The organism is Cobetia sp. AM6 (assembly GCF_009617955.1).
GTDB lineage: Bacteria > Pseudomonadota > Gammaproteobacteria > Pseudomonadales > Halomonadaceae > Cobetia > Cobetia amphilecti.
In genome coordinates this window covers 3037906-3050772 of record NZ_AP021868.1, presented here as the reverse complement: position 1 = coordinate 3050772, position 12867 = coordinate 3037906, and the positions used below count along the sequence as shown (strand labels likewise).

The window sequence follows — 12867 nt, the reverse complement described above, 5'->3', positions numbered from 1 at the left end:
ACCTCCTCAGTCCATGATGGACGGTTGCAGGTTGAAGGAATCGCCGCGGCGATAGCGCGCCCAGTCGGCGTAGAGGTTCTGCAGTACGCGATAGATGATCATCACCCACGCCAGCGGCGTGGCGAGGTAGAACCACCACTGCATGACATTGTCGGTGCCCGGCACGATGGCGTAGTTGTCATAGGCCAGCGTCACCTGGGTGGTGGTGAAGTAGATCACCATCAGCCCGAAGCCGATCCACAGCACGGCATCGAGGATCAGGCAGGCGAACTGGCCGCCGCGCGGCAGCTTCATGCGTATCTCGTTGAGGCTCAGGTGGGTGCGCTTCTTGACGTTGAGCGAGGCGCCGAACCAGGTCAGCCACAGAAACAGCAGCACGGGAATGCTGGTGCTCCAGGGGGCCTGCAGGCCGAAGAAGAAGCGCCGGATGACTTCGACGAAGATGATGCCGGCCATGCCGGAATAGGCGATCAGGATGACGACCTGTTCCAGATGGGCGTCCAGCCACAGGAAGGGACGCGCCCAGGGCGCGGCCTTCTTGAGGGCAGGTTTCTTGGTTGGTTGGCTGAAAATGGTGGTATCGCCCATTACCCCCTCCACCAGCGCTGCGGCTTGACGTTGACGGCGGCGACATCACGCGGAATCTCGCGCGCGACATCATGGATTTCCTGATAGATGTCGAGACCGCCGGACCACTTGTTGAGGCGTTCACGCCACTGCTCCCACGGCTCGGGATTGAATTCCGGCGAGCACATCTGCTCGGCGCGTGAGCGTTCGGCGTCCGACAGCGGCGCCACGCGCACGTTGTTCTCGGCGAAGACGGTGCCGGCGGCGGGGTGCTCGGTGGCACCGACGATCTCGAAGCGCCCGGCCTCGTTCATGCCCTGGGTGAAGATCTGCGCGCAGTAGGCGGACTCCATCACCTGGTCCTGCAACTCGGAACCGAGGCTGTCGAACTTGGGCAGGCTCATGCCGGTGTGTTCGGTGCCGGCGAAGAAGCGCAGGTCGACCGCCTGGGACACCACCGGTGCCATGCCGGCGTAGGCCACGGCGCTCATCCAGGTCTCGGCGCCATCCAGCAGGCCCTGACGCAGGCCATCGAGGGTCTCTTCCCAGGCGACCGGCACCGGGTTCAGGCCCAGCTGCTCCATCGCGATGCGTCCCATCTGGGTGCCGGTGACGCGATTCTTGGTGCCCTTGAGATCATCGATGCTGGTGACCAGCGGTTTGTCCTGCCACTTGAGGCCGAGCATGATGCCGCGCAGGTCACAGTGGGTGAACAGGAACTGCAGGTTGTGGCGCTGGCGCAGCGGTTCGCGCAGCAGCTGCTCACTCTTCTTGTGATAGAAGAAGTGGAACATCGAGGCGACGGTGGGGAACAGGTAGGCGAAATCGAGCACGTTCAGATACGGCGCGCTGCCCGAGGAATTCTGGGTGGAGGCCGAGTAGATATCGACGATGCCCTGCTGGGTCTTGCCGACGCAGTCCAGCTGGTTGCAGACCTCGTTGCTGCCCATGAACTCGACGCGGATGGCGCCGTTGGTGCGCTCTTCCAGGTCACGCGCGAAGAACAGCTGACCGGATTTCTGGATATCGAGATTGCGCTCATTGAAGCCCGAGGCACCGAAGCGCAGCTGGAACTTGGGCGCTGTCTTGTAGCGTTTCTGCTGCTCCTGGTCGGCGGCGCGCGCCAGCGTGGACGCGGTGAGACCTGCGCCGAGGCCGGTGGCGGCCAGCAGGGTCGAGGTCAGACCGAAGCGACCCGAGATGTCGAGGAAGTCACGGCGTGACAGCTTGCTGAGTGGCGATGGCATGGTAGTGCTCCCGGTATTGTGTTTGCTTTTGTGGTGGGATGCAGGCCTGGCGGCCGGGAAGTGATGTCGTATCACTCGCCCTGTGTTGGCGTTGTTATGGGTCTTGCAGTGCGGGGCTTGCTTCCGCTGCTTGTCTGGCAAGTCGTTCGTTGATCACTTCTTTAGCCAAGTGCTTGTTTATCCGTCCTTATTTGTTGTCTTTATTTGCCCGTCTTTATTTGTCAGACGTTTTCGCAGTGCCTGTTTAAAGTGTGTCTTTTTAGAGAGTGTCTCTTCAGAGAGTGTCTTTTCAGAGCGTGTCTCTTCAGAGAGTGCTGGAGCGCTTGTCAGACATATCCGCTATTTCTTCAAAGCCACTCCAAAGTCTCTTCAAATTCTCTCCGAAGTCTCTTCAGAGTCTCATCAAGCCCTCTTCAGGCTCTCTTCAAGCACGTCTCCAGAGCCCATGAGCCCTGCTTCTGGCCTCTCTGGTGGCTGCCATTGATGGCGGTCTGTGTCGTTCTCACTAGTTCGTCTTACATAGTTGGTCGTATAACGAGACGAAAAGTACCGTTACCAGCGTTTCAAATCTCAATGTAGGGCACTTTTTCAGCTTTGGCAAAGATATTGAGACAATACGTTTCGTATTTGACGAATCCAAATTTTGATACCATGATTATGAGACAATATGTCTCGATATGGTATATAAAATAATGAAAACAACACGTTACGCCAATGCCGACGCATCAGCCGCCTATGACTACATCGTGATCGGAGCGGGTTCAGCCGGTTGCGTGCTAGCCAATCGTCTAACCGAAGACCCCTCCATCAAGGTCTTGCTGCTGGAGGCCGGCGGCTCGGACTGGAATCCGTGGATTCATGTGCCGGTGGGCTACTTCAAGACGATGCATAACCCGGCCACCGACTGGTGCTATCTCACCGACCCTGACAAGGGCATCAATGGTCGTCGGCTGCAGTGGCCGCGGGGCAAGGTGCTGGGCGGTTCCAGCTCGCTCAATGGGCTGCTGTATATCCGTGGCCAGCACGAGGATTACGATGACTGGGCGGCCGCGGGCAATCAGGGCTGGGACTACGCGTCAGTGCTGCCGTACTTCCGCAAGTCGGAGTGTCAGGCGCGCGGCGCCAACCAATGGCACGGCACCGATGGGCCGCTGCATGTCTCTGACCTGCGCCTCAAGCGCGAGATCGCCGAGCGCTTCATCGAGGCGGCGGTGGAGGCGGGGATTCCGCTCAACCAGGACGTCAATGGCGAGCGCCAGGAAGGGGTCGGCTATTTCCAGCAGACCACCTACAAGGGCCTGCGCTGCAGCACGGCCAGGGCTTTCCTGCGCCCGGCGCTCACGCGCAGCAATCTGACGCTGGTCAAGCATGCGCACTGTCGCCGCGTGTTGCTGGAAGGCAAGCGTGCGGTGGGAGTCGAGTACGAGGTGAAGGGCACGATCCACACGGCACGCGCCGAGCGCGAGGTGCTGCTGTCCAGCGGCGCCATCGGCAGCCCGCAGATTCTGCAGTGCTCCGGTATCGGTGAGCCCGAGCATCTGGCCAGTGTCGGCGTCGAATGCCTGCACGCGCTGCCGGGGGTCGGGGAAAACCTGCAGGACCATCTGCAGGTACGGCTGGTGTTCAAGACCCAGTGCCGCACCCTCAATGACGAGGTACGTCATCCGCTCAAGAAGCTGGCGGTCGGCACCCAGTACCTCTTCACGCGTACCGGCCCGCTGACGCTGGCAGCCAGTCAGGTGTGCGCCTTTACCCAGTCGCGCGAGGGGCTGACGCGCCCCGATATCCAGTTCCACATGCAGCCGTTGAGTGCCGACAAGCCCGCCGATGGCGTGCATCCGTTCTCGGCGTTCACGTCCTCGGTGTGTCAGCTGCGCCCGCACAGTCGCGGCCAGGTGCGCATCACCAGCGCCGACGCCAGCATCTATCCTTCCATCCAGCCCAACTATCTGAGCGCCGAGGAAGACCGCCGCGTGGTGGTCGATGCCATCAAGGTAGCGCGGCGCATCGCCCAGGCAGCGCCGCTGGCCTCGGTGATCAGCGAGGAGTACGTGCCGGGCGCGCACTACCAGAGCGATGAGGAGTTGCTGGAAGCCGCGCGTCAGTTCAGCCAGACCATCTATCACCCGGCGGGCACCTGCAAGATGGGTCACGATGCGCTGGCGGTGGTGGATGACGAGCTGCGTGTCCATGGCCTGCACGGCTTGCGCGTGGTGGATGCCTCGATCATGCCGGTGATCGTGTCCGGCAATACCAATGCGCCGACCATCATGATCGCCGAGAAGGCCGCCGACATGATCAAGGCCGCCCAGGTGAACATGGCCCAGGCCAGCTAGCAGGCCTGCGTGCCTGAACGACACATCGCGGCGGGGCAGCTTGCCCGTCACCGCTTGCTGGTCTTCAAGAGGAATCCGCGTGGCCACTGACAACAGTTCATCACTGCACCACACACCCACCCCGCCCACCAGCCTGTGGCGGACCCTGGAAGGGCGCGTGCGCACCATCATGCCGGGCCTGTTGATCTGCATCATCATCGCGCTGGCGACCACCTTCATCGCCGATCATTACGGCGGCCCGACGCTGCTCTATGCGCTGCTGTTCGGCATGTCGCTGCACTTTCTCTCCGAGGAGGGGCCGTGCAAGGCGGGCATCGAGTTCGCCTCCAAGACGGTACTGCGCCTCGGCGTGGCTCTGCTGGGTGTGCGCATCACGCTGGAACAGGTCGCGAGTCTCGGCCTCGGCCCGGTGATCACGGTGGTACTCGGGGTGGTGGCGACCATCCTGTTCGGCGCGCTGCTGGCCCGCGTGATGGGGCTGGACCGCGACATGGGGCTATTGACCGGCGGCTCGGTGGCCATCTGCGGTGCCTCGGCGGCACTGGCGCTGTCGGCGGTGATGCCGCGCAACGCCACCAGCGAGCGCCACACCATCATGACCGTGGTCGGGGTGACGACCCTCTCGACCGTGGCGATGATCACCTATCCGCTGATCGTCAGGCTGCTGGGGCTGGATGATGCCGAGGCCGGCATCTTCCTCGGCGGCACCATCCATGACGTGGCTCAGGTGGTGGGCGCGGGCTACATCATTTCCGAGCACACCGGGGACGTCTCGACCTTCGTCAAGCTGCTGCGGGTGGCGATGCTGGTGCCGGCGGTGATGGTCTTCATGCTGCTGTTCCGCAATGCGCGCCAGGCCAATGGCGATGAGGGCGGCAAGGTGCCGATGTTCCCCACCTTCCTGATCGCCTTCGTGGCACTGGTGTTGATCAACAGCCTCGGCTGGGTGCCAAGCGTCGCCGTGGAAGGCTTCACCGACCTGTCGCGCTGGTGTCTGGTGGCGGCGATTGCCGCGCTGGGCGTCAAGACGTCGTTCCAGAAGCTGGCGGTGGTGGGCTGGAAGCCGGTGATCCTGATGGTGGTGGAAACCCTCTTCCTGCTGGTGCTGGTGACGCTGTGCATCAAGTTCGGGCTGGCCAGCATCTGAGCGACTCCTGGGTGTGCTAAAGCGCGAAGGGCCCCGCCGTGACTGGCGGGGCCCTTCGCGCTTGAGGGCAGGCGGTCGTTCAGGTCAGGCGAGTGTTCCAGATCAGGCGGGCTCATACAGCCAGCCAATCAGGGCGATAAGGTGGCTCAATTGCTTCCTGGCCCACGAGTCGTATGATCTGCGCTTATCGGTACGCGACTGACGGTTGTCCGTCACGTGGCGCGCCGCATCCCCATTTCTCTGGAGTCCGATCATGTCTGAATCCCTCGTGCTGGCCTGTCCGCAATGTCTCGCTCTCAATCGTGTGGCCACCGCGCGTCTGGATGACAACCCCAGCTGCGGCAAGTGCAGCGCCGCCGTGCTGCCCAAGGAGCCGCTGGAACTGACCAGCGACAACTTCGAGGCCTTGGTGGTGCGCAGTGAAATGCCGGTGGTCATCGACTTCTGGGCCAGCTGGTGCGGCCCGTGCAAGATGATGGGGCCGATCTTCAATGAGGTCGCCGCACAGATGGGCACCCGTGTGCGTTTCGCCAAGATCGACACCGAAGCCCAGCAGGCGCTGGCCGGTCGTTTCGGCATCCGCAGCATTCCGACGCTGCTGGTGATGAAGCAGGGCAAGGAGCTGGCGCGCGAATCAGGCGTGATGCAGGCCGGTCAGCTCAAGCAGTGGCTGGCACCGCACGCGGTGTGACCACGGCCCGCGCGAGACAAGTCCGCAGTTGAGCGTTCAGGGAAACCCGGACGCAGCTCAAGAACTGACAACGCCTGACGTGCAATCGCGTCAGGCGTTGTCGTCTCGGTCGGCCTTGTCGTCTCGGTCGGCGTTGTCGTATCAGTCGACGTAAACCATCTTGCGCGTCATGCCGCCATCGACGACATGATTCTGGCCGGTGATGAAGCCGGCCTTGTCCGAGATCAGGAAGGCCACCAGCGCGGCGATGTCATCGACATGGCCGACGCGCCCGACGGGATGCTGGGCATGGTCCTCGTCACTCAACGATTCGGCCTCGCCGCTTTTCTGCAGGGCGCTGACGTCGATCCAGCCTGGGCTGATGGCATTGACGCGAATCTCCGGCCCGAGGCTCATTGCCATGGCGTGGGTGAGGGCGACGATGCCGCCCTTGCTGGCGGCGTAGGCTTCGCTGTGCGGCTCGGACTGCAGGGCGCGGCTGGAGGCCAGATTGACGATGCTGCCGCCAGTCTCGCGCAGATGACGCGCCGCATGCTTGGCGGTCAGGAAGCTGCTGGTCAGGCTGGTATCCAGTACCTGATGCCAGCGCTCGAGTGACAACTCTTCGAGCTTGCCCTGGAAGGGGTCGGCGATCGCGGCATTGTTGATCACCGCGTCCAGCCGCCCGAAGGCCTCGCAGGTAGCCGCGAGGCTGGCGGCCACGGATTTCTCGTCACGCACATCCAGCGTGAAGACGCGCAATCGCTCGCCGATGTCTTCTGCGGGCTGCTCCCCCGACGGCGTTGCAGGCTCCTCTGCGAGACCGCACGCCTGTCGCTTCTTCATCTCCCGATATTGCTGGCCTGCCTCGGCATCGATATCCGCCACGGCCACGCGCCAGCCGTGGGCGAGCAGGTAGTCGCTGATGCCGCGGCCGATGCCTTGAGCACCGCCGGTGATATAGGCCACCTTGGCTGTCTTCATGTCATTCTCCTGATGAGGTGCCGGCAGGGCGATATGACGAAGCGCTTCACACATGCTTCGTCGATGGCGCGGTGTGCCCCTGCGGGCAATGATATAGGTGCGGCGGGCGCGCGAGACAAGGGCGGTACCCGCAGACACCGCGCGGCGACCATGCCTCAGCATGACAGGCCTCAGAGTCGTGATGGGGTTGGCGGGTGGCGCGGCGCCTCACGGCCTGCGTTGAGGGCTGATCCTGATGGCTGATTCTATTGGTCAGGGAGTTATCGCCTCGCGTGGCAGCTGTCAGACTGTGCATGAGTCCACGTCAGGCGTCAGGTGCGTCTGGGTGACCACGAGATATCGCCATTCGATGCGAGGGGCGAGGAACTCGACTGCCGGGCCGTTGCCCGAGTCCCCTCAAGCCGCAAGCGAGTGAATGAGCGAGCGGGTAGCCCCCGATGAAGTATCAGTCGCGCGAGGAATGAAGATGAACAAGGGGATGCAACACTGGCTGGCGATGGTGGCCGTGGCGGTGATGCTGATGGCCACAACGGGATGCGATGGCGTCAATGGCCCACGCCCTACCAGCGTGGCGACGCTGCTGGAACACTCCGAGGCCTGGCAGGGCGAGCAGGTGGCCGTGCAGGGCAGGGTGCGCAGCGAAGACGTGCCCAACCGCTATTGGCTGGAAGGCGAAGGACAGCAGCGCCTGGAACTGCTGCCACCGGAGCGCATCGGTGCCTATATCGGGCGCGAGGTCCAGGTGAGTGGCCGCTTTGAATTCGAGGTCGGCGGTCAGCGCCGCATACGCCTGTCCAAGGTCACGCCGCTCGACAAGACATCGCCTGAGGAGTGAGTGAGCACTTGCTGGGGTGGTGGGCTGGAGCGGGCTTGAGAGGACTGGAGCGTATTGGCGCGGGCCAGGGCTGGCCAGCCCGGGCTGGGCAAGACGCCTCGGCAAGCCGGAAATGACGGACTTGAAACGACAGTCCACAAACGAGAGTCCGCAAACGACGATGCCCCGTCGCGCACAGAGCGCAGGCGGGGCATCGTCGTGTCAGGCAGCAGAGCGATCAGGCTTTCTTGACGAAGATCGACTTGAGCTTCATCGGGCCGACGCCATCGATCTTGCAGTCGATGTCGTGATCACCATCCACCAGGCGGATGTTCTTGACCTTGGTGCCGACCTTGACGACGGAGGAGGTGCCCTTGATCTTCAGGTCCTTGATGACGGTGACGGTATCGCCATCGACCAGCTCGTTGCCGTTGGCATCGCGGAATACCGGGCCGGCTTCCTCGACGGCGGCTTCCTTGGACCACTCATGGGCACATTCAGGGCAGACGTACTGCATGCCGTCGTCGTAGGTGAATTCGGAATTGCAGGCCGGGCAGTTCGGGAGGGCGCTCATCACGGTGTCCTGAAAGCTGTCTCGCGCTTCACCCGCTAAGAAGTCGGGCGAAGATTCAGGCCGAGACATGGTGTTGGAAGGCGCGCATCGGGCTCAAGCGGTGCGCGAACGGCGGCAAGCCTACACCGATTCCATGACAGCGACCATCCAGTGCGGCCCTTGGTCGCAATCAGCGCGCGCCATTGCGGCCTCGCTTGGCAGCGTCTCAAACTACTGGTCTTGAGCCACCCACCCTCAACAACTCGCCATCAGCGCCTGACCGACGCGTGAGCCATTCGGTCGCCCAAGCGTGCGGCTGATCCAGTCACCGGTGCGGGCCAGCGCTGCCAGATCCACCCCCGTCTCGATGCCCATGCCCTCAAGCAGATAGAGCACATCTTCACTGGCGACATTGCCCGAGGCGCCCTTGGCGTAGGGGCAGCCGCCCAGGCCCGCCACGGAGCTGTCGATCACCGCGATACCTTCCTCCAGCACGGCGTAGAGGTTGGCGAGTGCCTGGCCGTAGGTGTCGTGGAAGTGGGCGGCGAGCTGCGCGATCGGCACCTCGCGACTGACCTGCTCCACCATGTGCTTGGCCTTGAGCGGCGTGCCGACGCCGATGGTGTCGCCCAGCGAGACTTCGTAGCAGCCCATGGCCTTGAGCTCGCGAGCGACGGCGGCCACCTCGGCGGGGGCTATCTCGCCTTCATAGGGGCAGCCGAGCACGCAGGACACATAGCCGCGCACACGCACACCGGCCTTGAGGGCGTGTTCCACCACTGGCGCAAAGCGCTCAAGCGATTCGGCGATCGAGCAGTTGATGTTGCGCTGCGAGAAGGACTCGCTGGCCGAGCCGAATACGGCCACTTCGCGCACACCACACTCAAGCGCCGCCTCAAGCCCCTTCATGTTGGGCGTGAGAGCGGAGTAAGTGGTCGCTGACTTGGCGGTTGTTGAATTGGCATGGCTATCGCGCAGCGCCAGCATGATCTCGCGGTGATCGGCCATCTGCGGCACCCATCTGGGCGAGACGAAGCTGGCGGCCTCGACATGCGTAAGGCCGCTGTCGCTCAGGCGCCGGATCAACTCAAGCTTGGTGGCAGTCGCGACCGGCACCGACTCGTTCTGCAGTCCGTCGCGTGCGCCCACCTCGACGATGCGTACCTTGCGGGGAAAGTGCATGCTGACTACTCCTTGTCCGACTCGACCTGCGCGGCCGTGAACTCGAGCAGCACATCGCCCTGGACCACGCTGTCACCGGCCGAGAAGTGGAACTGGGCGACCTCGCCATCGGCGGGGGCATTGAGGGTGTGCTCCATCTTCATTGCCTCCATCACCATCAAGGGCGTGCCCTGCGGGACAAGGCTGCCCGGCGCGACCAGCTGCGCGACCACGGTGCCATTCATCGGCGCATTCAGGGTCGCCTGGGTCTCATGGCGCGCATGGTCCACGGCGTCGGCACGCCGCCACAGCAGGCGTGATTCCCCCTGTGGAGTGCTGCCGGACTGGCTTTGCTGCGCTGACGACAGCACCAGCACTTCTCCGCCGCGCGCCGGCGCGTGGCTTGCCTGGAAGCGACGACGATAGCCATCCAGCGTCACGGCGATGGCGTTGCCTTCAAGGCGAGTGAGTCGGCCGAGATGGCTTGTGGTCTGTCTTTCTTCGCCGCAGTGAGTGGTCACTTCCAGCTGCCAGTCGCCGCGCGAATCGCTCATCGATGGCGTATCTGAGGTGTGCGTATTCATCTGGGAGGCATGTGTTACGGGGCGGCGCGCGATGATATGCGCCACCTTGTCGCTGCGCTCATCGGCATCGGTGTCAGCGGGCAGACACAGCGCCAGGCGCACCTGGTGTGGCAGGCCATTGCGCCAGCCATCGCGGCGCTCCCACGGGCTGGCGCAGAGTGCTTGGCTCCGATGTGATGTGGAGCGCGAAGGTGATGCGTGGCTGGCTTGCTCATTCAGGCGCGAGAGCGCCAGCAAGGCACTGGCCGCCAGGCTGTCGTGATCCAGCGTCGCGCTGGGGAACAGGCTGTCGTGATGGCGTTCGATGAAGCGGGTATCCAGCTCGGCGGCGCGGAAGTCAGCATGACCCGCCAGGCGGGACAGGAAGGCGCGATTGGTGGTGACGCCGCGCACTTCCAGCGCTGCCAGCGCGCGCAGCAGCGTCTTGAGGGCCTGTTCGCGAGTCGGCCCGTAGCTGATCAGCTTGGCCAGCATCGGGTCGTAATGCATCGAGACTTCATCGCCCTCGGCGACGCCGCTGTCCAGGCGTACCTGCTGGGCGCTCAGCCCGGCCCCTGCCAGATCCAGTCGGAAGCGTTCCAGCACACCGGTGGCGGGCAGGAAGTCGTTGTCCGGGTCTTCGGCGTAGAGGCGAGCCTCGAAGCTGTGGCCGGTCAACGTCAGCTCATCCTGCTGGCGCGGCAGGCGTTCGCCCCGCGCGATGCGCAGTTGCCATTCGACGAGGTCTTCGCCGGTGATCATCTCGGTCACCGGGTGCTCGACCTGCAGGCGGGTGTTCATCTCCATGAAGTAGAAGGCGCCGTGGCTTTCGCTGCCCGGCTGCGGTGCGTCGAGCAGAAACTCGATGGTGCCGGCACCGACATAGCCGATCTCGCGCGCTGCCCGCACGGCGGCCTCGCCCATCTCACGGCGCAGCGACGGCGTCAGCCCCGGTGCGGGGGCCTCTTCCAGCACCTTCTGGTGGCGACGCTGGACACTGCAATCGCGCTCGAACAGATAGACACCGCTGCCGTAGCTGTCGCAGAACACCTGGACTTCGACATGGCGCGGCTGGGTCAGGTATTTCTCGATCAGCATGCGCTCATCGCCGAAGGCGGCGCGGGATTCACGGCGACAGCTGGCCAGCGCCGCCGCAAATTCCCGCGCGCTCTCGACCACGCGCATGCCCTTGCCGCCACCGCCGGCGCAGGCCTTGATCAGCACCGGATAGCCCATGCGGTCCGCTTCAGCCTGCAGCAAATCGTCCTGCTGGTCATCGCCATGGTAGCCGGGCACCAGCGGCACATTGGCCGCCTGCATGCGCATCTTGGCGGCGGACTTGTCGCCCATGTCGGCGATCGCGCTCTGGGGCGGGCCGACGAAGATGATGCCGGCCTCGGCCAGCGCGCTGACGAAGGCGGCGTTCTCGGACAGGAAGCCATAGCCGGGATGCACGGCATCGGCACCGCTTTTGCGTGCGGCAGCGATCACCTTTTTGATATCCAGATAGCTTTCGCGGGCGCTGGCGGGGCCGAGACGCACGGCCTCGTCGGCCTCGCGCACATGCAGGGCATCGGCGTCGGCATCGGAGTAGACCGCCACTGTCTGGATGCCCATCGCGCGAGCGGTGCGCATCACGCGTACGGCGATCTCGCCCCGGTTGGCGACCAGCAGCTTGCGGATCTCGCCGCAACCGGCGGGGAGGGTCTGGTCTGTCTCGCGGTTGGCGTTCATGGCAAGCGTCCTGTGGCGAAGGTGGCAAGGGAAATCAGGAGTAGAAAAGTTCGGAAGAGGCAAGTCCGGAAGAGACAAGTCCGGAAGAAGACAGTCCGGCAGTCTCATGGCCGAGGTAGATGTCTGAGATTGATGGCCCAGATTGATGACCGAGAGTGATGACCAGCGCCGAGAGCGTCGACATGCCGTCAGCGGCTTCAGGCCTCTGGTGTTCACGAAGATTTCGACGTCTCGGTTGTTTGGTTCTCGGTCGGCACCCAGGGCGCCGGCGTGCCGGCGAAGAAGGCGGCCAGACCGGCCTGGCCCTGTTCGCTGACGCGCAGCTGGCTGATCACCTCGCAGCAGCGTTCACGGGTCGCGGCGCTGGCAGGTGCCTGAGCCACTTCGCTGAGCAGGGCCTTGGTGGCGCGACTGGCGGCAGGCGAGGTGGCGAGCAGGGTCTGCACCATCTCCGTGACGCGCGCCTCCAGCAGCTCATCGGGGCAGGTCTCGTGGACCAGGCCGATGCGCTGCGCGGTGGCGCTGTCGATCACCTCGGCGCTGAGGGCATAACGGCGCATCTGGCGTGAGCCGATGGCGCGCTGCACGTAGGGACTGATGGCAGCCGGTGCCAGGCCGATGCGCACTTCGGAAAGACAGAAGCGCGCTCGCTCGGCGGCAATCACGATGTCGCAGCAGGCCGCCAGACCGACGGCACCGCCGAAGGTGGCGCCCTGGACACGACACACGCTGGGGCAGGGCAGCTCATCGAGCAGCTGCATCAGTCGCGCAAGCTCGCGTGAGTCGGCGAGGTTATCCTCCAGCGAATACTCGACCATGCGCTGCATCCACTTGAGATCGGCGCCGGCAGAGAAGCTCTTGCCCTCGGAGGCCAGTACCACCACACGCACTTCATCGCGACTCGCCCTGGCGTGCAGGCTCTCCAGATGCTGATTCAGCTCCGCAATCAGCAGATCATCGAAGGCGTTGTGCACCTCGGGGCGCAGCAGAGTGAGGCGGGCGACACCGTGTTGATCTATCTCGAGTCGACTCGATTGGCGCGGATCTGTCATCGTGCTTTCTTCCATTCTGTTAGCTTCAAGACGACTACT

The 12867-nt window shown here is 63.8% G+C and carries 11 protein-coding genes; 4 read left to right on the top strand and 7 right to left on the bottom strand.

The window, feature by feature from the left end:
* Positions 1–6 precede the first annotated feature (6 nt).
* Both CLAM6_RS12820 and CLAM6_RS12815 read right to left on the bottom strand, forming a co-directional pair.
* Entirely contained in the window at positions 7–588 is a 582-nt protein-coding gene (locus CLAM6_RS12820; protein ID WP_082388272.1) for a TRAP transporter small permease, read from the bottom strand.
* Positions 588–1814 carry a TRAP transporter substrate-binding protein gene (locus tag CLAM6_RS12815; RefSeq protein ID WP_172978708.1) on the bottom strand — a complete coding sequence of 409 codons (1227 nt, stop codon included), beginning with the start codon at positions 1812–1814 and terminating at the stop codon, positions 588–590. Before CLAM6_RS12815 ends, CLAM6_RS12820 begins: the two co-directional genes overlap by 1 nt.
* A 692-nt stretch (positions 1815–2506) precedes the next feature.
* Here CLAM6_RS12815 and CLAM6_RS12810 point away from each other — a divergent pair.
* The 3 genes from CLAM6_RS12810 (at position 2507) to trxC (ending at position 5988) form a co-directional block, all read left to right on the top strand.
* Positions 2507–4150 carry a GMC family oxidoreductase gene (locus CLAM6_RS12810; RefSeq protein WP_153636308.1) on the top strand — a complete coding sequence of 548 codons (1644 nt, stop codon included), beginning with the start codon at positions 2507–2509 and terminating at the stop codon, positions 4148–4150.
* Between the two features lie 79 nt (positions 4151–4229).
* Positions 4230–5297 carry a YeiH family protein gene (locus tag CLAM6_RS12805; protein ID WP_242007672.1) on the top strand — a complete coding sequence of 356 codons (1068 nt, stop codon included), beginning with the start codon at positions 4230–4232 and terminating at the stop codon, positions 5295–5297.
* A 253-nt stretch (positions 5298–5550) separates the two neighbouring features.
* The gene (trxC, locus tag CLAM6_RS12800) at positions 5551–5988 is read left to right on the top strand and encodes a thioredoxin TrxC (RefSeq protein ID WP_043331344.1); all 438 of its coding nucleotides are present in this window, start codon (positions 5551–5553) and stop codon (positions 5986–5988) included.
* A gap of 141 nt (positions 5989–6129) precedes the next feature.
* Here trxC and CLAM6_RS12795 read toward each other — a convergent pair whose 3' ends face one another.
* Positions 6130–6951, bottom strand: a complete 822-nt coding sequence (locus CLAM6_RS12795) for an SDR family oxidoreductase (RefSeq protein ID WP_153636307.1) — start codon at positions 6949–6951, stop codon at positions 6130–6132.
* A 466-nt stretch (positions 6952–7417) separates the two neighbouring features.
* Here CLAM6_RS12795 and CLAM6_RS12790 point away from each other — a divergent pair, with 466 nt between their 5' ends.
* Positions 7418–7786, top strand: a complete 369-nt coding sequence (locus CLAM6_RS12790; RefSeq protein WP_043331343.1) for a hypothetical protein — start codon at positions 7418–7420, stop codon at positions 7784–7786.
* 217 nt (positions 7787–8003) lie between these two features.
* Here the strand turns inward: CLAM6_RS12790 and CLAM6_RS12785 are convergent, their stop codons facing one another.
* The 4 genes from CLAM6_RS12785 to CLAM6_RS12770 form a co-directional block, all read right to left on the bottom strand.
* On the bottom strand, positions 8004–8339 hold the full coding sequence (locus tag CLAM6_RS12785; RefSeq protein WP_043331342.1) for a zinc ribbon domain-containing protein YjdM: 336 nt from the start codon (positions 8337–8339) through the stop codon (positions 8004–8006).
* A gap of 234 nt (positions 8340–8573) precedes the next feature.
* Positions 8574–9500, bottom strand: a complete 927-nt coding sequence (locus tag CLAM6_RS12780) for a hydroxymethylglutaryl-CoA lyase (protein ID WP_153636306.1) — start codon at positions 9498–9500, stop codon at positions 8574–8576.
* A 5-nt stretch (positions 9501–9505) separates the two neighbouring features.
* Entirely contained in the window at positions 9506–11776 is a 2271-nt protein-coding gene (locus CLAM6_RS12775) for an acetyl/propionyl/methylcrotonyl-CoA carboxylase subunit alpha (RefSeq protein ID WP_153636305.1), read from the bottom strand.
* Between the two features lie 212 nt (positions 11777–11988).
* The gene (locus CLAM6_RS12770) at positions 11989–12828 is read right to left on the bottom strand and encodes an enoyl-CoA hydratase-related protein (RefSeq protein ID WP_153636304.1); all 840 of its coding nucleotides are present in this window, start codon (positions 12826–12828) and stop codon (positions 11989–11991) included.
* Positions 12829–12867 lie beyond the last annotated feature (39 nt).